The following is a 22,809-nucleotide window of genomic DNA, read 5'->3' on the forward strand; positions in this document are numbered from 1 at the left end:
TGTCTAACTGCACCAGTATAAAGCATCAAAGCAACCTCCGCACAAAGGGCACCGACCCAGTCATTGGGTAGCTAATTTTGGGACGGGGCTTTTTTAGCTACCCTATATCGAGATTGGTCTTAGGCTCCGAAGACTCCGGATTGGGTAGCTAAAAAAGCCCCGTCCCAAATTAGCTAACCAATGGCTCGGTGCGGAAAGGGTGTGAATGTTGGATTTACGCGCTATGATGTGCCCTTGCATACAGAGCCCGGCGGAATGGTAACGGTCGCCGGGACACGTTATTCGAAAGGACAATCATGTCAGAAGAGCTTCGTTCCATCCCGCCCCAACACGGATCGTTTGTGTTTACGTCGGAGTCGGTGACCGAAGGCCATCCCGATAAGATCGCCGACCAGATCAGCGACGCCGTACTCGACGCAATCCTCGCCAAAGAAATAGAGCTCCAGGAGCAGGGCTATATTGCGCCCAACGGCGTGCCTGCCAACGTGGAGAACGTCCGCTGCGCCTGCGAGACCCTCGTGACCACCGGCACCGTCATCGTCGCCGGCGAGATTCGCACCCAGGCCTACGTCGACGTGCAGGAAATCGCTCGCGGCGTTATCCGCCGCATTGGCTACAACCGTGCCAAGTTCGGTTTTGACTGCGATACCTGCGGCGTTATGAGCCTCATCCACGAGCAGTCGCCCGATATCGCCCAGGGCGTCGACGAGTCCTTCGAGACCCAGACCGGCGCTACCACCGACCCGATCGACCTGATCGGTGCCGGCGACCAGGGCATGATGTTCGGTTATGCCTCCAACGAGACCAAGACCCTCATGCCCATGCCACACTACCTGGCAAGCCGCCTGGCCGAGCGCCTGGCCACGGTGCGTCACGACGGTACCCTCGCCTATCTGCGCCCCGACGGCAAGACCCAGGTCACCGTGCGCTACGAGGACGGAAAGCCCGTCGAGGTCACGACCATTGTCATCTCCACGCAGCACGCCGCCGAGATCGAGGACATGGGTAAGATCAAGGCCGACCTCATCGAGCACGTCATCACCCCGGTCATGGCCGCCGAGAACATGCCGTGGGATAATGCCGACATCTATGTGAACCCCACCGGTCGCTTTGTCGTGGGCGGCCCCATGGGCGACACGGGCCTCACCGGCCGCAAGATCATCGTCGACACCTACGGCGGCTATGGCCGTCACGGCGGCGGTGCCTTTAGCGGCAAGGACTGCACCAAGGTCGACCGCTCCGCCGCGTATGCCGCGCGCTGGGTCGCCAAGAACGTGGTCGCCGCCGGTCTGGCCGACCGCTGCGAAGTCGAGCTTGCCTACGCCATCGGCGTTTCCAAGCCCCTCTCAATCATGGTCGACACCTTCGGTACCGCACATGTTGCCGAGGACAAGATCGTCGAGGCCGTAGAGAAGACCTTCGACCTGCGCCCGGGCGCAATCATCCGCGACCTAGACCTGCGCCGCCCCATCTACGAAAAGACGGCAGCCTACGGTCACTTTGGCCGAGAAGACGCCGACTTCACCTGGGAGAAAACCGACCGAGTCGAAGAACTCAAAGCAGCCTGCGGCCTGTAATTGGGAACCGCTAAGGTCATAACAACATATGCACTTTCAAAAGAAGTACCGGTCCCAAACGGTACTTCTTTTTTATTTAAAGGTGGTGAAGATGAGCCTACCTGGGACATGGAATAAATCACAGGCCGATAAATTTTGCAGCAGAGCGACTCCAACCATGTATCCTAAGTTCCGAGGGCTTTAGTATTTGGTCGATCGCGAGTTCCGCACGAGCCGGAGGCCACTTAATGTGGCCTCCGTGCGAGCAGGACTGTCCGAGCAGGCGACCAAATACTAAAGCCCTCGGAACGGCGGGACAGAGTATGCCCCGCCCCTCGGGACGACGGGATAGATAAGGAGCACCCATGGCAGGCAAGCCGCAAACACTAGCTACGACCTCGGCATTCGAGATCTTGGGCCCCGTCATGGTCGGCCCCAGCTCATCGCACACCGCCGGCGCCCTGCGCTGCGCCCAAGTTGCCGCCAGCCTGCTGGAAGGCCGCATCACCAAGGTCACCTTTGGCCTGTGGAACTCCTTCGCCCACACCTACCGCGGCCACGGCACCGATCGTGCGCTCGTCGCGGGCATCCTGGGCCTCGACACCGATGACGAGAACATCAAGCAGGCCTTCGACCTCGCGCGCGAGCAGGGCCTCGAATATCACTTTGACATCAAAGGCGACGACGCCTCCATCCACCCCAACACCGTCGACATCGAAATGGTCGACGACACGGGCGCCACCGCCCAGGTTCGCGGCGAGAGCCTGGGCGGTGGCAAGATGCGCATCAGCCGCATTAACGGCGTCGGCGTCGACATCTCGGGCATGTATTCCACGCTCTTCGTGGCGCACAAGGACGTCCCCGGTGTACTCGCCGCGCTCACCAACCTACTCGCCTACGCCCACGTAAACATCGCCTTCTGCCGCACCTACCGCACCGAAGTGGGCGGCCAGGCCTACTCCGTCTTTGAGACCGACGGCGCGCCCGACGACACCGTCGTCCCCATGCTGCGCAAGCTCGACAATGTCGATTACGCGACCTTTATCGAGCTCCCCGGTTCTGCCTCGTCGCTCTCCCCCGGCGTCTCGGCAAAGGAGATCTTCGACGACGGCGAGCAGCTGCTCGATGCGTGCGAGGAACTGGGACTCAGCATCGGTGCCGTCATGGCCGTTCGCGAGGCACGTCTGACCGGCGAGGCCCACGCCGTCGCCGCCATGCGCCGCGTGCTCGACGTCATACGCGAGGAGACAACGGCCCCCATCGCCAATCCGCAGCGCTCGCTCGGCGGGCTTATCGGCGGCGAGGCCAAGCTCGTCGAAGCAACCCGCTGCAACGATTTGAGTGAAAGCCTGATGGGCCCCGTCCAGACCGAAGCCGTGGCCCGCGCCATGGCCGTGCTCGAGCGCTCCGCCACCATGGGCGTGATCGTCGCAGCTCCGACGGCAGGATCCGCGGGTGTCGTGCCCGGCTGCGTGCTGGCGCTCGCCGATCACCTTCAGCTCGACGACGAGCAAGTCATGGACGCGCTCTACTGCGCAGCCGCCATCGGCCTCAACCTCACCACAAGCGCCTGCGTTGCCGGCGCCGAGGGCGGCTGCCAAGCCGAGGTCGGAAGCGCCGCCGCCATGGCAGCCGCCGCGCTGGTGCAGATGCTCGGCGGCACGCCCGAGCAGGCGCTTGACGCCAGTTCCATCGCGCTGAGTAACCTGCTGGGCCTCGTTTGTGACCCCGTCGGTGGCCTCGTGGAGGTGCCCTGCCAAAACCGCAACGCCATCGGCGTGGCAGCGGCCTTTAGCTCGGCACAACTCGCCCTCGCAGGCATTAAGAGCCTGGTGCCGTTTGACCAGATGGCACATGTCATGCTCTCAGTGGGCCACGCGTTGCCGGCCACGCTGCGCGAGACGGCAAAGGGCGGCATCGCGCAGGCTCCGGCCGCACTTTCGGCCTGTGCAAAATGCGGTGTGTGCGGATAGCGGCAAAGAACGACTCAAAGGTGGGACAAATGTCCCACCTCTTTTGAATGCCACCGTTTCCGTACCACAAACAGCAGGGCAATCGCTATAATGCAAGCCCAGTAAAAACACGATGAACCGCAAGGCGAAAATCGAAGGATATGCATACGATGTCGCAAAACGATCGAACTCAACTGATTCCCGATCCGCAGCAGCCGAGCAGGCACACCGGCGGCGTTCAGTCGCCGCGTCCTATCGCGCCGAGCCACGGTCAGCAGCGTGGTGCGGCAAACGCTTCCCAACGCCCGAACCAACAGCGACAGCAGCGTCAACAACGTCAGCAGCGCCAGGCAAACGGCAATGCGCCCAAGCAACCCCCCACGCACGCTCGAGGCGATCGCGGCCCCGCGCGCAAACCCGCCGAGAACAATAAGTCGGGCAAAAAGACGACGCTCTTTGTCGTCTTGGGTCTTATCGTCATTGTCTATATCGTGGGCGTCGTAGCGTTTTCGCAGGTAGCCTACCCCAACACCACCATCGCCGGCGTCGACGTCTCGTTCTCCAACGCTTCGTCTGCCGCAACCAAGGTCAACTCGGCATGGAAGCACTATAAGCTCACCGTGACAGGCGATGACTTTAGCTGGACCTATCAGCCCGACTCCGATGAGCCCATCGTCGACGGCGAAGCTGCCGCAAAAGAGATTATCGGCCACAACGAGGCCTTTATATGGCCGGTCCGCCTTGTGGAATCCTTAAGCGGCAAGACCAAAACAACCGCTACCTCCAACGAAGTCGATCTTGATCAAGACGTCGACCTGTCCATGATCTCCGGCACCTTTGACCATAAGAAATTTGAGAAGGATCTGGGCGCCGCCATCGACGAGTTTAACGAGGGGCGTTCGGGCACGTTCGAGGCCAATAGCTCCTATGACGAGCAAGCGGGCAAGTTTACCGTCGAGAAGGCGCGCTCCAACGAAAAACTCAACCGCGAGCACGTCATTAAGTATGCCGAGCTCGAACTTGCCTCGCTGGCCGAGACCGTAGATCTTTCCAAGCTCGGCAACGATGCCTATGAGCCGCTCAATGGAACGCTGACCGATGATCAGATTCAGGCCGCATGCGATGCCGCCAACAACTTCCTAGGCGTCAACGTGACCCTCAAGCTCAACGGCGAGGATGCCGGCAAGGTTGATGGCAGCTCCGTATTGCAGTGGATCAGCTTTGCCGATCCCGCCAACCCCACACTCGATACGACGCAGATCAGCAGCTGGGCAGCCGAGCTCGCCAACGGCTTTAATACCGTGGGCTCCACTCGCTGGTGGACGTGCGCCGATGGCAAGCAGTGCGCCGTCGAAGGCGGTGACTTTGGTTGGTCCATCGACAGCAGCTCGCTCGCCAAGCAGGTCGAGGACGCCATTAACAACAAACAGACCGGCGAAATCGAGATCAAGTACTCCCAGAAGGCCGACACCTTTACCGCAAAGGGAGAGCCCGACTGGAAGGCGTATATCGACGTCGACCTGTCCGAGCAGCACGCGCGCTACTATGACGAGAACGGTAATATCGTTTGGGAGGCCAACTTTATTTCCGGCAAACCGGGCGAAGACGCAACCCCCGAGGGCGTGTGGCAGATCAACAGCAACGACGGCGGCAGCACCCTGATTGGAGCCAAGGACCCCGAAACCGGTAAGCCCAAATACGAGAGCCCGGTGAGCTACTGGATGCCGTTTGAGGGCAACATGATCGGCTTCCACGATGCCACCTGGCAAAACGACAAGAGCTTCGATAACGCCGAGTCGTACAAGTGGTGCGGCAGCCACGGCTGCATCAACCTGCGCCTGGCCGACGCCAAGGCACTTCACGACTGCATCAAAGTCGGCCTGTGCGTGGTTGTCCACTCGTAGTGCAACGCGCGCATTCCTACAACGTGGAACTGCTGCGACCAATCTAACAGTTCCGAAAGAAACCGTCCTATGCGCCCGCCCCAACCGGTGGGCGCTTATAATTATCGAGGTTTTTCTATAAAGGAGACGCTATGCCGAATGTCCCCACGATCACCCCGGGCCCAGATGATACCGAGTGCACGCCCGAAGGTGCCACCGAAACGATTCCTCTGATTACAAACGTACATGCCGACAAGCAGAGCGAACGCACGAACGATACGGCCGAGATTTCCGATGAAGAGGCATATGCCAAGCTCAAGGCAAAACGCGCCGAACGTCGACACAAAAAGCTGATTCGACACGGTATTGCCGCCGGCGTCGTAGGTGCCATCGCACTCATTGCCATTGTCGCAACCTTGGTTATCAATGCGCAGCCACAGGGCGCTAGCGGGGCTGTGACCGACATGGTGACCGAGGGCACGTTTAGCACAACGGTCGAGGCGAAAGGCCAGCTCAAACCCATTTCATCCTCAGTGGTCTCCCCTTCTGTCGACGGCACGGTCGATTCGATCAACGTGCAGGCAGGCCAATCCGTCAGCGAGGGCGACGTGCTTATGACCATTAAAAACGACGAGCTCGATCGCAACGTTGCCGAGGCGCAGCGTGCAGTTGCAGCCGCCCAGGAAGACCTCACCAACGCGCAGAAAGCCGCCGCTGTCGCGCAGGCCACCCCAACGACGGACGTCGATGGAGCTTCCGCAGCGGCTGGCGTCTCCGCTGCATCAGTGGACACGAACGCCGTATCGGCCGCGCAGCGCAGCCTCGCTTCGGCCCAGGCAAACCTAGACCAGGCGAACGCCAAGGCCGCCAGTCGCACGGTCACGGCCCCGAGCTCGGGTAGCATCGTGGAGCTCAACGCCAAGGTGGGCGCCACGGTAACAGGCGGCATGATCATGGGCGAAAGCGATACGAGCGGCGGCAAGCAGTGCATGCAGATCGCCGACCTATCCAAGATGAAGGTGACCGTGCAGGTGGGCGAAAAGGACATCGCCAAGATCGCCGTTGGGCAGAGCGCCAACGTCACGTATCCCGCTTTTCCCGATATCGTGAGCCAGGGCACCGTCACGGCTATCGCGTCGGTGGCAAACTCCGACGCCGCCAACGGCGGCGGCAGCGTGACCTTTAACGTCGACATCCTCATCGAGGCGCCCGACGCGCGCCTGAAGCCGGGCATGACGGCCGAGGTATCGGTGGTGACCGAGCAGCTCGACGACGTGGTGATGGTGCCGACGATGGCGCTCATGACCGAAGACGGCGAACACTATTACGTCAACGTGGCAACCGATGACGAAGGCAAGGAAACGCGCCGCGTCAAGGTGACCGTCGTGACGCAAAACGACAACGAAGCCGTAGTCGGCAAGACACAGGTCAAGCGCGACGACCAGGGCAACGAGATCAACCCCAACGTACCGGTTACCAAGCTGCGCGATGGCGACACGCTCGTCATGGACACCGGAGCGGACGCAACGGCTGACGGCGGCTACAGCGCGGATTCGGGCAGTATGTCTGCCGATGAGGACATGTAATGCGTCCCGTTATCGACATCCGCAACGTGCACCGCATCTTTGAGAGCGAGGCGGGTTGCGCCCACATCCTGCACAACGTGAGCCTGGCGGTAAATCCCGGCGAATTCGTCGCTATCACTGGCCCCTCGGCCTCGGGCAAATCAACGCTCATGAACATCCTAGGCTGCCTGGATAAGCCGACGGCGGGCGACTACTACCTGCAAGGGCTCAACGTGGCCGAGCTTGACGATGACGAGCTCACCGAAGTCCGCGGCCTGAGCATTGGCTTTGTCTTTCAGAGCTTCAACCTGCTGCCGCGCCTGTCGGTTATCGAAAACGTGATGCTGCCGCTGGCCTACACCAATGTGCCCCGTAGCCAGCGCGAAATGCGCGCCGTGCATGCGCTGCAGGCTGTCACGCTGCCCGTCGACCACTGGGACCACCGCATATCCGAGCTCTCGGGCGGCCAGATGCAGCGCGTCGCAATCGCGCGCGCCCTCGTCAATGACCCGCCCATCATTCTGGCCGACGAGCCTACGGGAAACCTGGACTCCGCTACCGGAGCGCTTGTGATGGAGACCTTCCATAAGCTCCAGAAACGCGGCAAAACCATCGTGCTTATCACACACGACCCCGGCATCGCCGCCGAGGCCGACCGTGCCGTGACCATCCGCGACGGTCGCATTCACGACGGCGCGTATATTCCACATGCACCGCGGACCCTGCGCAGCGCCGTAGATAGCCTGCCCATGATTTCCGCCTCCGCCAACCCGCCGAAAGGAGTGGTGGCATGAGCGCCCGCGATCTCATCCAGGAAGCCCTTCACTCGCTCGAGGCCAACAAGGGGCGCAGCCTGCTCACCATTCTGGGCATTGTCATCGGCATCGCCTCGGTTATCGCCATGACTTCGCTCATCGGCGGCATCCAAAACAGCCTGGTCAACAGTCTGGGCCTCAATGCGGCACGCATGGTGCAAATCTATTCGTCGCAAGAACTCACCGAGTCGGACATCGAGAAGCTTCAAAAACTGGTGCCGCAGATAGAGCAGATCGGCATTGTCGACAGCGCGTATACCGAGTATAAGACCGGCGATAAAAGCTATACCGTCATGGCACAGGGTGTCGATAGCGACATGCTCGACGCCGTGGGGGCCAGCAAGCTCGTTGCGGGGCGCACCTATTCCCAGGCCGAGTCCCAATCAGGCTCGCGCGTGGCGCTCATCAGCCGCAACGGCGCCGATCAGCTTTACGGCAACGAACAGGATGCGCTGGGGAAAACCATCAAGGTGTCCAACGGCGAGGTGCAGATTGTAGGCGTGATTGATGGCGGCAGCGACTCCATGGGCTCGCTCACGCTGTATATGCCACGCGAAACTATCTCCGGACTGTTTGGCGACGAGAATCCTTCATTCCCCAGCGTGACGGCACTTGCCGCCGAGGGCACGGACATGGATGAGCTCTGCAAAACCATCGAGTCCAAGGTGCGCGCGATGAAGGGCATCGAGGAGGAGGACGAGTACGACAGTGTATCGGCAACCTCCATGAAAAGCGCTATCGATGCACTCAACTCCTTTATGGGCGCATTCTCGCTCATCATGGGTGCTGTCGCCAGCATCTCGCTGCTTGTCGGCGGTATCGGCATTATGAATATGATGCTCACCAACGTATCTGAACGCATCCGTGAGATCGGCATCCGCCGTGCTCTGGGCGCAAGTCGTCGCGATATCACCGCGCAGTTTTTGGCCGAATCCTCGGCGCTGTGCGTCACCGGCGGACTGCTAGGTGTCCTGATTGGCTATCTGCTGGCATGGGGCCTCGCGATGTTTGCCTCCGGATCCGGGATTCTTGGCGAGCTCGGTGCCAGCGGGCAAATCACACCGAGTTTTTCAATCGCCACGGTGATGCTGGCCTTCGCCGTCTCCGTCGGCATCGGCGTGATCTTTGGCTTCTACCCCGCTCGCCGCGCGGCGAAGCTCGACCCGGTGGAGTGCCTACGCTACCAGTAAGCCACCACCAACAAGTTGCGGTGAATTAGGGACTAAATATGCTATCTAGCAGCAAATACAGACACTATTTCACCGCAACTTATTGAAGGGCTGCTTGCGCCAGTTCCGGGCGTCGTCCTCGAGCTATTGGCGGATGACGGTCTTGTACGGTTCGAGCTTGCTCGGGGCGCTCCTCCTCGCAGGCGGGAGGGCACGCATGCGCGGCGAGCACCTAGCGCGCGAACTCCCGTAAGAGCGCGTCTTTCACTTCCCGAAGCGAAAGGGCCCCGCCTCCCTCGGCGGGACGGGCGACCACGATACAGCGCGCTCCCACGTCGTGCGCGGAGGCGATCTTCTCGGCCGTGCCGCCTACGGTTCCCGAGTCCTTGGTCACAAGCCACTGGGCGCCCACCTGCCGAAGCATCGCCACGTTGAGCTCGCGGGTGAAGGGCCCCTGCATGCCGATGACGTGCGACGGCGAAAACCCCGCGTCGATGCACTTCGTTATAGCACCGGGCAGCGGGAGCACACGCACGAAGAAGCGCTCCGCGAAATCGGCGACGCGCGTGTAGGGAGCAAGCTCCTTGCTCCCCGTCGTGAGAAGCGCGCGACCCGGGTTCTCGGAGAGAAAGCGCGCCGCGCAGGCGATCGACTCGACCGAGACGACGCCTTTGGGCAGCGCCTCGACCGGGCGCGCAAGGCGCAGGCATCGTGCACCCACGGCGAGCGAAGCGGCCCGGATGTTGCCGCTGGCGAGCGTAGCGAAGGGGTGCGTGGCGTCGACGACGATGCGCGCGCCGGAAAGCTCGCGCTCCATGTCGGCCTCGTCGAGCCTGCTCGCATGCACCTCGATGCCCGGAAGCTCGCCCAAAAGCTCGCCTCCGTACTCGGTTGCCGCGTAGGCACGGGCGGGGATGCCCGCCCCGCTCGCCCATTCGCACAGAAGGCGGCCCTCGGTGGTGCCGGCGAAGATGCGCAGCGCCGGCGCAGATGCGGGCGCCGTCACTTCGGGCCGCCTGGGCGCGTGATCTGGTAGAGCAGCGCGTTCATAATGGCGGCCGCCACGGTCGAACCACCCTTGCGACCCCTCGCGACGATGGCCGGCGCGCGTCGCGCGAGTAGCTCCTCTTTCGCCTCGACCACGTTCACAAACCCGACCGGCACCCCAACGACGAGCGCGGGCGCGATCTTCCCCTCGTCCATGAGCTCGGCGAGGCGCAGAAGTGCTGTGGGAGCGTTGCCGACGGCCACGATGAGCGGACCCTCGATGCCGCAAGCTTTGTCCATGCTCGCAACGGCGCGAGTCGTGCCCGCGGCGCGCGCAGCCACGGCGACATCAGGGTCGGCCATGTAGCACACGGCCTTGCAGCCGAGCTTCGCGAGCGCAGGCTTGCTTATGCCTGCGAGCGCCATGTTCGTATCGGTGAGCACCGTGGCCCCTGCGCGCAGTGCGTCGAGCGCACAGTGCGCGGCGTCATGAGTGAAAACGAGGGAATCGGCGTACGAGAAGTCGGCAGTGGTGTGGATGACGCGCTTCACGACGGGTTCTTCGAGCGGCGGGAACGTGCGGCCGCCGAGCTCTTCGGTGATGATCTCGAAGCTGCGCCGCTCGATGTCGCCGGGCGCCATCTCCTTGGAATCCATCTAGTACTCCACTCCTTCCCTTGCACATATCCCCTGCTCGTAGGGGTGTTTCTCGCACCGCATCTCGGTTATGTAGTCGGCCTTCTCCACGATCTTGCGGGAAGGCGCGCGCCCGGTGAGCGCTACTTCGACGCCGCGCGCGGACATATCGAGCGCGCGGTCCACGAGCGCCTCGTCGACAAGCCCCTTCGAAAGCGCATCGAGCGCCTCGTCGAGCACGAGCAGCCCCTCCTGCGCGCCCTCGAGCTCGGCAAGCGCGGAAGCGAGGTTCCCATCGTGCAGCTCGCACGTAGCGGCAAGTTCTTCCGACGACATCGACCAGGTAAACTTGTCCGACACCTTCCCCGCGAACACGGGCACGCCGAAATGCTCGGCGAGCAGGCGCGCCTCCCCGCTTTCGCCGTCTTTCAGGAACTGCACGACGACGACGCGGCGGCCTGCGGCGAGCATGCGAAGGGCGAGGCCCATCGCCGCCGTGGTCTTGCCTTTGCCGTCGCCATGATACACGTGAATCATACGCCCTCCTCGATAATGCGGTAGACATACTCCATGTCGAGCGCTCCGCGCACGACGTCGGCCAGGCGGTCGAACTCGCGCGCACGGTGATCGGCCGCGGACGCCGCGCCCGCAGCACCCACGACGCTCTCGGGCAGGCCGCGCATGCGCGCGAGCGAGCGCGCGAGGGCGAGCGCCACCCCCGGTTCGTCGAACAGGCCGTGGAGATAGGTTCCGAACACGTTTCCGCAGGCCGCGCCTTCTGGTTTGCCGCCAATCGTGCCCGCAGGGGCGCAGGAGACGGTCGTTTCGCCGTCGTGAATCTCGTACCCACGCGCCGTCATGCCGTTCCACACCGAGAACGCGCCTTGGGCGCCCGTGATGCGCAGCTCCGACTGGGCGAGGCGCTTTTCCTCCTTGAACACCGTACTTGCAGGGATGAGCCCGAGCCCGCGCGCGGTGCCAGCGCCTTCCCTGCCGTGCGGGTCCGAAAGCTCGTCTCCCAAAAGCTGGTAGCCTCCGCATATGCCGAGCACCGGCGTGCCCGCGCCCGAAAGCGCGCGTACACAGGCTCCGATGCCGCTAGCCGCAAGCCAGCGCGCGTCGTCGACCGTGGACTTCGAGCCGGGAAGCACCACCAGGTCGGGTCGGCCCAGATCGGTCGTCGAGGAAACGTAGCGCACGCCCATGCCGGGCACGCGCGAAAGCGGGTCGAAGTCGGTGAAGTTCGACAGATGCGGAAGGCGCACGACGGCGACGTCGATGACGCCGCGCGCCTCGCGGGCAGTTAGGCGCGGCGCGAGCGAGTCCTCGTCGTCCAGGTCGAGCGTAAGATACGGCACGACCCCCACGACGGGAACCCCGCACATTTTCTCGAGCGGAGCCAAACCCGGACGCAGGATTTCCACATCGCCGCGGAACTTGTTCACCATAAGCCCCCGCAAAAGCGCGCGGTCCTCGGGCGCAAGGAGCGCGACCGTGCCGTAGAGCTGGGCAAACACCCCGCCTGGGTCGATGTCGCCCGCGAGCAGCACGGGGGAGGACACGGCGCGCGCGAGCCCCATGTTGACGATGTCGTTTTCGGCAAGGTTGATTTCGACGGGACTGCCGGCGCCCTCGATGACGATGACGTCGTTTTCCTCCGCGAGCGAATCGAACGCCTCCAAAATCTGCGGCATGAGCGCCTTCTTTCGCGCGAAGTAGTCCCTCGCAGCGAAGGCTCCCTGCGCCTTGCCGGCCACGATGAGCTGGCTTCGGTGATCGCTTTCGGGCTTGAGCAGGATGGGGTTCATGCGCACGTCGGGCGCGATGCCGCACGCCTCGGCCTGCATGATCTGAGCGCGCCCCATCTCGAGCCCGTCGGCCGTGACACCGCTGTTGAGCGCCATGTTCTGGCTCTTGAAGGGAGCCACGCGCAGGCCGTCCTGCGAAAGCACACGGCACAGCCCCGCCGCAAGCAGGCTCTTCCCCGCGTTCGACATGGTGCCCTGGATCATGATGGGCTTCGCCCTACCCACGGGTATCGACCTCCTTCGCCGAGCCTCGGCCATCCGCGCCCGCCATAGCGCCGCTGCAAGAAGCGCCGCCCCGTTCGTCGGGTTCGCCTTCGCCCGATGCGCCTTCCGCCCGAAGCGCGCGGCTGAACGCCATCGCAAGCCGGGCATTCTCCTTGTGCGTGCGCACGGCGACGCGGCACCAGAAACGGGACAGTATCGAAAACGAGTCGCACGTGCGGACCAAAAGCCCCTGTTTATACAGGCGCTCGGGGATGTCTTTCGCCGGCGTGCGGACTAAAAGGAAGTTCGCATCCGACGGCACGACGGAAAGCCCGAGCGAGGAGAGCTCGTGGGAAAGCCACGCTCGCTCGCCCGCCAATACATCGCGCGTGCGCGAGACGTATTCGACGTCTTCCAGGGCGGCGATGCCCGCGGCCTCGGCGACCGAGGAGACGGGCCACGCCTGCCCCGCCCGACGAATCCCCTCGATGAGTTGGGCGTTTCCGCTGATCAGATACCCCAACCGCAACCCTGCCATTCCGTAGAGCTTGGTGAACGCGGAGAGCACGGCCACATGGTGCGAACACGCGGCGCGTGCGGCCACGCTCCTTTCGCGGGCGTCGGGCGCAAATCCGAGGAAGCACTCGTCCACGACGAGCAGCGCGCCCACCTGCTCGCAGCGGCAAGCCGCGGCATCGATCACGCGGGGGTCGACGAGGCGCCCCGTCGGGTTGTTCGGATTGCAGAGGTACGCCACGTCTCCCGGCCCCTCGATCGCGCGGGCGAAGGAGGCGGGCACGTCGAAGTCATCCGCCTCGGAGAGCGGGAACTCCTGCACGCATGCACCGTAGTACGATGCCGCCTCCGCATATTCAGAGAACGTCGGCGCGCACACGACGATGCGTTTCGGGCGCACCGCCGCGGCGAGCCGCCAGATGATGTCAGACGCGCCCGCGCCGCAGACGATAGTATCTTCGGGAATGCCCTGGGCGCGCCCTAGGGCGCGAACGAGTGCGAGGCTTTCCCTATCGGGGTAGGCGTCGATTCGAGAAAGCGCCTTGCAAGCTGCGGCGACGGCGCGCGGCGAGGGGCCTGCCGGATTCACGTTCACCGAGAAGTCAATGAGGTCGGAGGCGCCCCCCTCGCAAGCGATGCCGAGCGATTGCGAGCTGCCCCCATGCGTACGGGCGCGCAGGATTCCCCCGGCAGCCTGGGGCGCGGCGTGGTCTTCCCTCATGCCATCGCCCCCACGGCGAGCACGACCGCCGCGCGCGCGGCGCCGAAGACGACGAGCGCGCATACGGACGCGGCGAGCATGAGCCTTGTCGCCCGTGCGATGTCGCCCCACTCGATTTCGCGGGACGCGTCGCCTATCGTCGGTTTCTCAACGAGCTTGCCGAAATACACCGCGGGTCCCGCCAGGCGCAGCCCGAGCGCGCCCGCGCACGCTGACTCGGTCTGCGCCGAGTTGGGGCTCGCATGGCGACGCCTGTCGCGGCGCCAGATGCGCGCCGCCCCGCGCGCGTCGAGCCCGACGATCGGGCACACGGCGATCATGAGCAGGGCCGATAAGCGCGAGGGAATCCAGTTCACCGCATCGTCGAGGCGCGCCGAGGCGCAGCCGAAGTCGATGTAGCGCTCATTTTTGTAGCCCACCATGCTGTCGAGCGTGTTCACCGCCTTGTACGCCATGCCCAAGGGCGCACCCCCGATCATAAGGTAGAAAAGCGGCGCGATGACGCCGTCGCTCGCGTTCTCCGCCACCGTTTCCACGGCGGCGCGCGCAACGCCCTGCTCGTCGAGAACAGACGTGTCGCGTCCCACGATGAGCCCGACGGCTTCGCGAGCCGCGACAAGGCCGCCCTTCGAGAACGCGCGGGCCACGGCCAGGCTCTGGCGGCGAAGCTCGCATGCCGCGAGAATCTGATAGCTTGCCCATGCCTCGGCCACGAAGCGCAAGCCGGAGTGAACCATGCCGCAAAGATGCAGGATTCCCCAGGTCAAAAGCCCACACGCAAGCGGAAGCGCCACGGCGAGCACAAGCCCTGCGGCGCGCGTGCCCGCGGACGTTTGCGGGAATGCGCCCCGCAGGCGGCCTTCGGCCCACGTGATCGCGCGCCCCATGGCGACGACGGGATGGGGAAGCCAGCGCGGGTCGCCGAAGGCAAGGTCGGCCGCTAACCCGGCGGCGACGGCAAGAATCGTCATCACCGGGCATCGCCCCCCGAAGCGGGCCGAACGTCGCGAAGGCAGCGCCCATCCCAGGTGGCGGCCCATGCACCACCCGGCTCGGTATGCACGTCGAAGTATCCCATTTTCGGGACAGCTAGCTCGGAGAGCAGCGCTTTCACGGTACCCGCGTGAACGACGAAGACGGCGCGCCCACTCCCCTGGGCGCGCTCCGATTCGCACGCCTCCCGAAACGCCGCGACGACGCGGCGGGTGAAATCGCTCTTGCCCTCGCCATGCGGGCAGCGCGTCTCACACCAGGAGTCTACCCAGGCGCGGTAACGCGCATCCTCTTTAAGTTCGGCGGCGCTTCGCCCCTCGAAGTCGCCGAAATCTATCTCGCGCAGACCGGGGCACGCCATAAGCTCCGCGTTCGGGAAGAGAATGCGTGCCGTCTGGTCGGAGCGGGCCATGCCGCTCGTGATAACACGGAACACGTCACGATCGCACGCGAGGTCGCGCAAAGCGCGCTCGCCCGCGCTCGACAGGGGCTCGTCGGTGCCCGCCCCGCTGTAGCGATGGTCTTCCGTGCCCGCCGTGGCACCATGGCGCACGAAGATGACTTCCAAAGGCGCGCCCGCGCCCAGCGTCCCTCGAGGCGCATCGGCAAGGTTTCCTTTGATGACCTGGGGAATCCCGCACGTCATGCGCACGACGACGTCGGCGCGCGCAGCGAGCGCGCATCCCAGGCGCCCCGCGCGCTCGCGCCATTGGGCGTCTTCCGCACGCATAGGGACGACCCCCGAGCCGACCAAGGTCAGAATCACTGCGTCGAAGCCAATCAGCCGCTCGAGCGCCCGGTCAGCGTCGAGCGTGCGTACGAGTTCCTCAGCACGGTACGCGACACGGCCGGCAAAAACCGCGGGCACGACGCCCTCCGCAAGCTGCGCCGCGTCGACGAAATCGTCCGCCGCGAACCCGAGCTTTTCGCGCACGAAGGTCCTCTTCCCCGAATGCGCGCCACCTACCACGAGCATCATAGGAGCATGCCCCCCGCCACCAGCATGGCAAGCATCGCGAGCTCGGCCCATTGCAGAAACCATCCGGCCAAATCCCCCGTCACCCCGCCGAAGCGGGACAGGGCAACATGGCGATACCACGCGAGCGCCAAAAGCCCCGCCACCGCCATAAGGGCGCCGACGGCCCGAGCGCACGCGACCATCCCTGCAGCCGAAGCCGCAGCGAAAGCGCAAAGCGGCACGACGATCGCCGCGCGCTTCTTCGAAGGCGAGAGTCCCGCGGCCATGCCGTCCGCCCGCGCGGCAGGCCAGCATTCAACGGCGAGCCCCGAAAGCGCGCGGGAGAACACGAGCGAGCACAGAAGCGCGAGGAACGCCCCCGCCGTAAGCGGCAGCGCGGTGAACAGGGAAAACTGCAGAATAAGGTACACGACAACACCGATGACCCCGAAGGCGCCCGCCCGCGGGTCGTGCATGATCTCGAGCTTTCGCTCGCGCGGGGCCCAACTTGCAAGCGCATCGGAGGTGTCGCAGAGCCCGTCTAGGTGGATGCCACCCGTCACCGCCACAGGCAGCGCCACGAGCACGGCCGCGACGATGGTCGCGGGCACGACAAGCAGGTTAGCCACGTACCCCCACGCCGTCATGAGGAAGCCTTCCGCAAGGCCCACCAGGGGAAACGCGGCAAGCGCATGGGTTGACCCGAAATCGGTCCAGGCCGATTTCGGGACGGGGATGCGCGAGAACGTTCCGAACGCCGCGCCGATTGCCTCTGCTATCTTCACCTTGTAGGTCCTTCGCCTTTCATCCACACGGGAATCCCGCATACCACTTCGACTGCGCGGTCGGCCATCGCCGTCACGCCCTCGTTCACGCGCGCGAGCGCGCGCCTCCACGCCTCGGTCCCCTCATCGTAGCGCATCCCATCGGCGAACACGTCGACGGTGACCACCACCGTATGCACAGCGGCCTGAGCGAGCCGTTCGATGCCTCCGAGCACCTCGCGCGCCGCAGCATCGGGGTCACGTGGGGGCAAGCCGCCTTCCGGGAAGAGCTCGTTCGCAACCAGGTTGCCCACGTCCTCCAAAAGAAGCGTGCAGCCGCGCGGAAGCCCGGGCACTGCGGCGCCCACGTCACGCGTGCGCTCGAGGGTGGAAAACCCCTTGCCCTCGCGCAGCGCCCGATGGCGCGCGATGCGGCGGGCGCCCTCTTCCCCGAAGGGCTCCATCGTTGCCAGGTACACGCGGGGCCCGTCGTGCCCGAGGCACAGGGACTCGGCGTAGGCGCTCTTGCCGCTCGCGGCGGCGCCGATAACGAGCGTCACCGTCATTTCCAGGCCTCGAAATGCTCGTAAGCAGCCATGCCGGTCGCCGTGAACGTCTTCCCATCCCGGTACACGCGCAGCGCCGAATCCAGAAGGGGCAGATACGCCATGGCGCCCGCGCCCTCGCCCAAGTGCATGCCTGCGTCGAGGGGTGCCTTTATGCCGAGCTCGCGAAGGAGCTCCTGGCTTGCGGGTTCACTTGATGCGTGGGTGCCCACGAGGTAGCCCAAGGCGTTGGAGCACAGGCGCGCCGCGCACAGGGCCGCCGTGCAGGATACTACCCCGTCGAGGAGCGCCGGAGCCTTCGAGGCCGCGGCCCCCAGGTAGAAGCCGCACATCGCCGCGATGTCGAAGCCGCCCACCTTCGAGAGCACGTCGATCGGGTCGGCGGGATCGGGCGAGTTCGCGTCGATAGCGCGCTCGACCACGTCGCGCTTGCGCGCGAGTGAGGCGTCCGAGAGCCCCGCGCCGCGCCCGACGAGGCTCCGCGCGTCCGCCCGGAGGAGCACTGCGGCCACCGCCGCCGAGGTGGTCGTGTTGCCGATGCCCATCTCGCCCGCGACGAGAAGGCGCACGTCGGCGCGGGCAAGCCCGCACGCGACGGCGATTCCGACCTCGATTGCGCGCACGGCCCCATCGCGAGACATAGCGGCGCCGTGCGCGATGTTGTCGCTCCCCCGCCGCACGTTCGCGCGCACCATGCGCGCGTCTTCTATGCCCCGGGCCATACCCACGTCGACGGGCACGACCTCGGCACCCGCGAACGCCGCCATGCGGCAGGCACTCGTGGCCCCCTCGCACATGTTGCGCGCGACGGCTCGCGTCACGTCTTGCCCGCTTTGCGACACGCCTTCGGCAACGACCCCGTTGTCGGAGAAGAATACCGCGAGTGCACGGGGAAACTCGGCCACCTCGGCGCTCCCCTGAGCCGCGGCGATACACGCGACGGCGTCTTCAAAGTCGCCCAATCCCCGCAAGGGATGCGCGATGGAGTCCCACTCGGCGTACGCGGCGGCGCGGGCGCACTCGTCTGCGGGCGCGATCCGGGAGAGCGCGGCTTCGAGCACGGCGCCCGGCGCCGACGAGAACGCGCGCTCGACTTCCTCGCGGATGCAGGCCAACGCGGTTTCGGTTGCTTCAGCCATGCCGTCTCCTCTCTGCGAACGACGCTGCGGCAGACGCGAACGTGCGCGCAACGTCGGGGTTCGCAGGATAGTACACATGCGGGAAGCCCGCAACCAGGGACGGGGTGGTCGTCATGCACGGCCAGCCCTTGTCGCGCCGGGGCTTCTGCGCCCAGAAGTCGCCGCCCGGGCAGGTGGACTGCCAGTAGTGGAACTCGTGCGCGCGGATGCGTGTGCCGCGCGGCCCGTAGAGCCCGTCGCGTTGGGAAGTGAGCTCCACGTACCCGAAATGGGACAGCCTTCCCCCGTTCTCGCTTGCGCCTTCAAGGGCGCCCGCAACAGGCCAGCGCCGCCCCTCGCTATCGGCGATTTCACGCTGCAGGTACAGAAACCCACCGCATTCGGCGACCGTCGGCATGCCGGATTCCACCGCGCGCCGCACCGCCTCGCGCATAGGCGCGTTCTCGGAGAGCTGCCGCGCATGGAGCTCCGGGTAGCCGCCTCCCAGATAGAGGGCGCTTGTCCCCCGGGGCAACTCACTATCACACAAGGGGCTGAAAAAGGCCAGCTCGCAACCCAGGTCCTCGAGCGCGCGCAGGTTCTCCTCGTAGTAGAACGAGAACGCCTCGTCACGGGCGACGGCGACGATGGGCCGCGCTCCCGCGATCGGCTCCAACCGGTAAGGTTCCTCGCGGATATCGGGTGCCGTCGCCGCTGTTTCGAGCAAGCGGTCGACGTCGACGGTCTTTTCCACCAGCTCGGCCATCTTGTCGATGCGCGCGGAGAGCTGCTCGACCTCGTCGGCGGTCACAAGCCCCAGATGCCGGCTTTCGAGCGAGAACGCCTCGTCGGCGGGGATATTCCCCAAAACCGCGACGCCCGTGTGCTTCTCGATCGCAGGCGCCGCGTAGGCGCAGGCAGCGGCGCTCGTCTTGTTCAACACGACGCCGCGCACGTTCGCACAAGGCAGGAACTCGGCGATGCCGCGGATTACGGCGGCGAGCGATAAAGACGCCCCGCGCCCGTTCACCACTAAAACGACCGGCGTTTCCGTGTCGCGCGCAACCTGGTAGCTGCTCGCGTCGGCCACGCCGGGCGCCATGCCGTCGTAGAAGCCCATGACCCCCTCGAGCACCGCGACATCCGCACTCGCGGCGCCGCGTGCGAGCAGGGCGCGCAGCGTCGGGGCGTCGGTGAAGAAGCCGTCTAAGTTGCCCGAGCGCGCACCCACGACGCGACGATGAAAGAGCGGGTCAATGTAGTCGGGGCCGCATTTGAAGGCCGCGCATGCAAGGCCGCGGCGTGCGAGCGCGCGCAGGAGCGCGCACGTAACGACCGTCTTGCCGCTCCCGCTCGAGGGCGCAGCGACCATGAAGCGCGGGATGGTCGTGCTCACCGGGCGCCGCCTTCCCCACCTGCACCACGCGCGCTGACGAGGAACACGGGGTTTTGCGCCTTCATAAGATGGTGCGAGCCTACAGCCTCGGCGCGGGCGGCCGACACCTGGCACGCCTCGAACCCCTTAAAGCGCGAACCCGAGAGGAGCGCGCACGCCTCGGTGAGCGTCTCAACGGTGACGCATGGCACACACAGGCGAACCTGCGAGTTTTTCTCGAGCGCCGCCTCCACGATGGAGGGAAGCTCACCCGCGCTCCCGCCGACGAACACGGCGTCGGGGACGGGCAGTTTCGCGAGCGCTTCGGGGGCGACACCGGGGACCGCATGCACGTTGCCGCAGCCGAATGCATCCGCGTTCTCTCGGATGAGCCGCACGCCGGCCGCGTTGCGCTCGACCGCCCATACCGACCCCACTCGCGCGACGAGCGCCGCCTCGATCGACACGCTCCCCGTGCCGGCGCCGACGTCCCACACGGTGTCGGTCGCGGTAAGGCGCAGCTTCGCGAGCGCGACGGCGCGCACCTCCTGCTTGGTCATGGGAACGTCGCCGCGGATGAAGAGCTCGTCGGGAATGCCCGAGGAAGCGTACGGCCAGCGGGAGCTCGCGGCGCGGGATGCGCCCGCAGAGTCCGCCGCGGAAGAAGCCGCCGTGGGCGCAGACGCACCGGCAGGCGCCTCAGAGGCTACGCTAGAGCCCGCGGGCGAGCCGGCGCCGCCTGCGAACTCGATAAGCATCACGTTCAAGTCGTCGAACGTCTGACCTGCAATTTCACTTGCGGTCGCGCAGGTGATGCGCTCCTCGGGGTACGACAGGCGCTCGGCCACCGTCACGCGCGCGTCCCCGAAGCCCGCATGCACAAGCTCACCCGAAAGCCGCGAGGGGTCTTCCCCGCCCGACGTGACGAGGAAGAGTTCACCTGCGCGCTCGGCCTCGGCCACGATGTCGCACGCCACGCCGTGAGCGCTCGCGAAGCGCCAATCCTGCCATGGACGCGCGAGGCGCGCGGCGAGATACGACGCTGAGCTTATGCCGGGAATGACGCGCACGTCCACCTGCGCGTCGCCGGAGAGCGCCTCCACCAGGCGGCGCGCGCCACTGAACAGCCCCACATCGCCCGTCATCACGACCACGGCGCGCTGCCACGACGCCGCATCGGTGAGCGCGGCGACGATGTCCGCCGTCTTCACGAGCTCGCATCTCACCACGTCGGGCGGCACGTCGATGCCGGCAAGCGCGCGATGAGCGCCGATGACCACATCGGCGATGTCGATCGCGTCGAGCGCCGCGCGCGAGAGCAAGTCGGGGTTTCCGGGCCCCGCCCCGATTATCGTTACCTTTCGCATGGAATCTCCCGATACCCGCGCGGCGTGACCATACGGCCGCCTACGCGCTTCGTGTCCGCGTTGCCGACGAACACGGTGGTGAACATGTCGGCGTCGAGCTCCCCCAGCTCGGAGAGCCTGCACATGCCCGACTGCTGCCCCTCGCGCCCGATGTTGCGTACCCAGCCGCAGAGCGTGTCGGGGGCCTTCCATTCGAGCATAATCTTCGCCGCGCGCGAGAGCCTGTCGGCGCGCTTTCTGCTGCGCGGGTTGTACAAACAGATGCAGAAGTCGGCGCTCGCCACGGCGGCGAGCCTGCGCTCGATGACCTCCCACGGCGTGAGCAGGTCGGAGAGCGACACGACCGCGAAGTCGTGGGCAAGCGGGGCGCCGAGCACCGCCGACCCGCTCTGAGCCGCGGTGGCCCCGGAGATAACTTCCACGTCTACATCGGGGTAGTCCTCCGCAAGCTCCAGCACGGGGCTCGCCATGCCGTAAACGCCCGCGTCACCGCTGCACACGAGCGCCACGGCTTCTCCGCTCTGCGCGCGCGAAAGCGCCAGACGGCACCGTTCGACCTCGTGCATCATCGGCGTCGCGAGATGCGCCGCGTCGGGCACGGCGGCAAGCGCGAGCTCCACGTATTTCGTGTACCCAACAACGATGTCGGCCGCCTCGAGCGCGCGCCGAGCCGCAATCGTCATGCCGTCGGGGCCGCCCGGGCCGATCCCCACCACGAAGAGCTTTCCCATCACCGCTCCTTAAACGAAAGTTCGATAGATACTTTGGAAAACGCGACGGTCACGCCGCCGTGAGCGAGCTTCGGGAAGATAAGTTTGCCCCCGCCCGCGAGCGCCGCGCGCTCGCACACATTGTCGACCCCCACCGTCGCGCGCACGAAATCAGATGGCGAAACGCTGCCTTCGACCTGCGACAACTCCTCTGCGGAATACGTCGCAAGCGGGATATTGCGCGCGCGGCAGAAGGCGAGCAGACCCTCCTCGTGCGCCTTCACGTCGATCGTCGCCGCCTCGCGCACGGCCAAAGGCGAGATGCCCGCCTGCCCGCACGCGAGAAGAAACGCCTCCCCGATCGCTTCGGCGCACGCACCGCGACGGCACCCTATGCCCGCAACGATACAGGGCACGACAAGGCGAAGCGGCTCGGGCGCAGGCGCCTGCACCCGCATGCCCGCCGGCATCCCCGTCTCACCGGCGGGCACGACCTCGTCCGTTGTCTCCGCCGCGCGAACGAACGCGCCTGCATTCGCGCCAGCGAACGGCGACACGATGATATCGGCCCGAGCGCGGTCGGACGCAATGTCTACCCCCTCAGGCGGCTGTCCCGAAATCGGCATGTCGGAATAGAGTGCCACGCGCCCGCCCGAAAGCAGCCGCGCCGACACTCGCTTGATGGCCTCGGGATTCGAAACGGCGAGCCCCGCACAGCGCGCCCACGTATCCACCGCCCACACGCCGCGGACGTCGGTCGCCGTGGTGATGACGGGGATGGCCCCTACCGCGCGGGCCACAGTTTGCGCAAGCTCGTTCGCACCGCCCAAATGCCCCGACAAAAGCGGGACGGCAAAGCGCCCCGCCTCGTCAATCACCACAACCGCGGAATCGGTTGCCTTCGAAGCGACATGCGGCGCGATCGCCCGCACGGCGATGCCCGCCGCGCCCACGAACAGAAGCGCGTCCGACGCTTCCCACGCGAGCGCCGTCCATGCGCGCAGGTCGGCCTTCCCCTCGCCGAACCCGCGCGAAACGGAAACGTCCCAGCCAGGGTCGTCTTCACCTGTCTGTGCGCAATCGGAAAGCGCGTGTGCGGTGCGCACCGCCAACGCATACCCCCTCTCAGTGAACGCTATGCAGGAA

General features: G+C 65.4%; 20 protein-coding genes. 6 read left to right on the plus strand and 14 right to left on the minus strand.

Going from position 1 to position 22,809, the window contains the following annotated elements; genetic code table 11:
* The first annotated feature begins 296 nt into the window (after positions 1 to 296).
* From metK to FGQ61_RS04440, 6 genes are all read left to right on the plus strand, one after another.
* Complete coding sequence (gene metK / locus FGQ61_RS04415; protein ID WP_138374700.1) at positions 297 to 1,577, plus strand: methionine adenosyltransferase; 1,281 nt, start codon at positions 297 to 299, stop codon at positions 1,575 to 1,577.
* A gap of 344 nt (positions 1,578 to 1,921) precedes the next feature.
* Positions 1,922 to 3,529, plus strand: coding sequence for an L-serine ammonia-lyase, iron-sulfur-dependent, subunit alpha (gene sdaAA / locus FGQ61_RS04420; protein ID WP_138374701.1), 1,608 nt, complete (start codon positions 1,922 to 1,924; stop codon positions 3,527 to 3,529).
* 149 nt (positions 3,530 to 3,678) lie between these two features.
* Positions 3,679 to 5,412, plus strand: coding sequence for a L,D-transpeptidase (locus tag FGQ61_RS04425; protein WP_171021508.1), 1,734 nt, complete (start codon positions 3,679 to 3,681; stop codon positions 5,410 to 5,412).
* 131 nt (positions 5,413 to 5,543) lie between these two features.
* The gene (locus FGQ61_RS04430; RefSeq protein ID WP_138374703.1) at positions 5,544 to 6,977 is read left to right on the plus strand and encodes an efflux RND transporter periplasmic adaptor subunit; all 1,434 of its coding nucleotides are present in this window, start codon (positions 5,544 to 5,546) and stop codon (positions 6,975 to 6,977) included.
* Positions 6,977 to 7,750: an ABC transporter ATP-binding protein gene (locus FGQ61_RS04435; protein WP_138374704.1), complete on the plus strand. Its 774-nt coding sequence runs from the start codon at positions 6,977 to 6,979 to the stop codon at positions 7,748 to 7,750. The genes FGQ61_RS04430 and FGQ61_RS04435 overlap by 1 nt, the downstream gene beginning before the upstream one ends.
* On the plus strand, positions 7,747 to 8,961 hold the full coding sequence (locus tag FGQ61_RS04440; RefSeq protein ID WP_138374705.1) for an ABC transporter permease: 1,215 nt from the start codon (positions 7,747 to 7,749) through the stop codon (positions 8,959 to 8,961). The genes FGQ61_RS04435 and FGQ61_RS04440 overlap by 4 nt, the downstream gene beginning before the upstream one ends.
* Before the next feature lie 211 nt (positions 8,962 to 9,172).
* Here FGQ61_RS04440 and cobK read toward each other — a convergent pair whose 3' ends face one another.
* The 14 genes from cobK to FGQ61_RS04505 are packed head-to-tail and all read right to left on the minus strand — an operon-like array spanning position 9,173 to position 22,769.
* A complete protein-coding gene (gene cobK, locus FGQ61_RS04445; RefSeq protein WP_138374706.1) occupies positions 9,173 to 9,946 on the minus strand; it encodes a precorrin-6A reductase in 774 nt (257 codons plus the stop codon).
* Positions 9,943 to 10,584 carry a precorrin-8X methylmutase gene (locus FGQ61_RS09635; protein WP_055310664.1) on the minus strand — a complete coding sequence of 214 codons (642 nt, stop codon included), beginning with the start codon at positions 10,582 to 10,584 and terminating at the stop codon, positions 9,943 to 9,945. Before FGQ61_RS09635 ends, cobK begins: the two co-directional genes overlap by 4 nt.
* Positions 10,585 to 11,100 carry a cob(I)yrinic acid a,c-diamide adenosyltransferase gene (locus FGQ61_RS09640; protein ID WP_055310663.1) on the minus strand — a complete coding sequence of 172 codons (516 nt, stop codon included), beginning with the start codon at positions 11,098 to 11,100 and terminating at the stop codon, positions 10,585 to 10,587.
* On the minus strand, positions 11,097 to 12,596 hold the full coding sequence (locus FGQ61_RS04455) for a cobyric acid synthase (protein WP_249360938.1): 1,500 nt from the start codon (positions 12,594 to 12,596) through the stop codon (positions 11,097 to 11,099). Before FGQ61_RS04455 ends, FGQ61_RS09640 begins: the two co-directional genes overlap by 4 nt.
* A complete protein-coding gene (locus FGQ61_RS04460; RefSeq protein WP_161144929.1) occupies positions 12,589 to 13,812 on the minus strand; it encodes a pyridoxal phosphate-dependent aminotransferase in 1,224 nt (407 codons plus the stop codon). The genes FGQ61_RS04455 and FGQ61_RS04460 overlap by 8 nt, the downstream gene beginning before the upstream one ends.
* The gene (cbiB, locus tag FGQ61_RS04465) at positions 13,809 to 14,783 is read right to left on the minus strand and encodes an adenosylcobinamide-phosphate synthase CbiB (protein ID WP_138374722.1); all 975 of its coding nucleotides are present in this window, start codon (positions 14,781 to 14,783) and stop codon (positions 13,809 to 13,811) included. Before cbiB ends, FGQ61_RS04460 begins: the two co-directional genes overlap by 4 nt.
* Positions 14,783 to 15,784 carry a histidine phosphatase family protein gene (locus FGQ61_RS04470; protein WP_138374708.1) on the minus strand — a complete coding sequence of 334 codons (1,002 nt, stop codon included), beginning with the start codon at positions 15,782 to 15,784 and terminating at the stop codon, positions 14,783 to 14,785. Before FGQ61_RS04470 ends, cbiB begins: the two co-directional genes overlap by 1 nt.
* On the minus strand, positions 15,781 to 16,548 hold the full coding sequence (gene cobS / locus FGQ61_RS04475) for an adenosylcobinamide-GDP ribazoletransferase (protein WP_161144930.1): 768 nt from the start codon (positions 16,546 to 16,548) through the stop codon (positions 15,781 to 15,783). Before cobS ends, FGQ61_RS04470 begins: the two co-directional genes overlap by 4 nt.
* A complete protein-coding gene (locus tag FGQ61_RS04480; protein WP_138374710.1) occupies positions 16,545 to 17,093 on the minus strand; it encodes a bifunctional adenosylcobinamide kinase/adenosylcobinamide-phosphate guanylyltransferase in 549 nt (182 codons plus the stop codon). The genes cobS and FGQ61_RS04480 overlap by 4 nt, the downstream gene beginning before the upstream one ends.
* Positions 17,090 to 18,232 carry a nicotinate-nucleotide--dimethylbenzimidazole phosphoribosyltransferase gene (locus FGQ61_RS04485; RefSeq protein WP_138374711.1) on the minus strand — a complete coding sequence of 381 codons (1,143 nt, stop codon included), beginning with the start codon at positions 18,230 to 18,232 and terminating at the stop codon, positions 17,090 to 17,092. The genes FGQ61_RS04480 and FGQ61_RS04485 overlap by 4 nt, the downstream gene beginning before the upstream one ends.
* Positions 18,225 to 19,607: a cobyrinic acid a,c-diamide synthase CobB gene (locus FGQ61_RS04490; protein ID WP_238022974.1), complete on the minus strand. Its 1,383-nt coding sequence runs from the start codon at positions 19,605 to 19,607 to the stop codon at positions 18,225 to 18,227. Before FGQ61_RS04490 ends, FGQ61_RS04485 begins: the two co-directional genes overlap by 8 nt.
* Positions 19,604 to 20,953 (minus strand): precorrin-6y C5,15-methyltransferase (decarboxylating) subunit CbiE, encoded by a 1,350-nt coding sequence (cbiE, locus tag FGQ61_RS04495; protein WP_138374712.1) that lies wholly within the window; start codon positions 20,951 to 20,953, stop codon positions 19,604 to 19,606. Before cbiE ends, FGQ61_RS04490 begins: the two co-directional genes overlap by 4 nt.
* Positions 20,941 to 21,684 carry a precorrin-3B C(17)-methyltransferase gene (cobJ, locus tag FGQ61_RS04500; protein ID WP_138374713.1) on the minus strand — a complete coding sequence of 248 codons (744 nt, stop codon included), beginning with the start codon at positions 21,682 to 21,684 and terminating at the stop codon, positions 20,941 to 20,943. Before cobJ ends, cbiE begins: the two co-directional genes overlap by 13 nt.
* On the minus strand, positions 21,684 to 22,769 hold the full coding sequence (locus FGQ61_RS04505; RefSeq protein WP_249360940.1) for a cobalt-precorrin 5A hydrolase: 1,086 nt from the start codon (positions 22,767 to 22,769) through the stop codon (positions 21,684 to 21,686). The genes cobJ and FGQ61_RS04505 overlap by 1 nt, the downstream gene beginning before the upstream one ends.
* Positions 22,770 to 22,809: the final 40 nt, after the last annotated feature.

The organism is Collinsella aerofaciens (assembly GCF_005844325.1).
Lineage (GTDB): Bacteria > Actinomycetota > Coriobacteriia > Coriobacteriales > Coriobacteriaceae > Collinsella > Collinsella aerofaciens_G.

What these genes read in the sequence shown, in the direction of transcription:
- metK (WP_138374700.1), top strand. Translation starts at nt 297, where the DNA reads ATGTCAGAAGAGCTTCGTTCCATCCCGCCCCAACACGGATCGTTTGTG.
- sdaAA (WP_138374701.1), top strand. Translation starts at nt 1,922, where the DNA reads ATGGCAGGCAAGCCGCAAACACTAGCTACGACCTCGGCATTCGAGATC.
- FGQ61_RS04425 (WP_171021508.1), top strand. Translation starts at nt 3,679, where the DNA reads ATGTCGCAAAACGATCGAACTCAACTGATTCCCGATCCGCAGCAGCCG.
- FGQ61_RS04430 (WP_138374703.1), top strand. Translation starts at nt 5,544, where the DNA reads ATGCCGAATGTCCCCACGATCACCCCGGGCCCAGATGATACCGAGTGC.
- FGQ61_RS04435 (WP_138374704.1), top strand. Translation starts at nt 6,977, where the DNA reads ATGCGTCCCGTTATCGACATCCGCAACGTGCACCGCATCTTTGAGAGC.
- FGQ61_RS04440 (WP_138374705.1), top strand. Translation starts at nt 7,747, where the DNA reads ATGAGCGCCCGCGATCTCATCCAGGAAGCCCTTCACTCGCTCGAGGCC.
- FGQ61_RS09635 (WP_055310664.1), bottom strand. Translation starts at nt 10,584, where the DNA reads ATGGATTCCAAGGAGATGGCGCCCGGCGACATCGAGCGGCGCAGCTTC.
- FGQ61_RS09640 (WP_055310663.1), bottom strand. Translation starts at nt 11,100, where the DNA reads ATGATTCACGTGTATCATGGCGACGGCAAAGGCAAGACCACGGCGGCG.
- FGQ61_RS04460 (WP_161144929.1), bottom strand. Translation starts at nt 13,812, where the DNA reads ATGAGGGAAGACCACGCCGCGCCCCAGGCTGCCGGGGGAATCCTGCGC.
- cbiB (WP_138374722.1), bottom strand. Translation starts at nt 14,783, where the DNA reads ATGACGATTCTTGCCGTCGCCGCCGGGTTAGCGGCCGACCTTGCCTTC.
- FGQ61_RS04470 (WP_138374708.1), bottom strand. Translation starts at nt 15,784, where the DNA reads ATGATGCTCGTGGTAGGTGGCGCGCATTCGGGGAAGAGGACCTTCGTG.
- FGQ61_RS04480 (WP_138374710.1), bottom strand. Translation starts at nt 17,093, where the DNA reads ATGACGGTGACGCTCGTTATCGGCGCCGCCGCGAGCGGCAAGAGCGCC.
- FGQ61_RS04485 (WP_138374711.1), bottom strand. Translation starts at nt 18,232, where the DNA reads ATGGCTGAAGCAACCGAAACCGCGTTGGCCTGCATCCGCGAGGAAGTC.
- cbiE (WP_138374712.1), bottom strand. Translation starts at nt 20,953, where the DNA reads ATGCGAAAGGTAACGATAATCGGGGCGGGGCCCGGAAACCCCGACTTG.
- cobJ (WP_138374713.1), bottom strand. Translation starts at nt 21,684, where the DNA reads ATGGGAAAGCTCTTCGTGGTGGGGATCGGCCCGGGCGGCCCCGACGGC.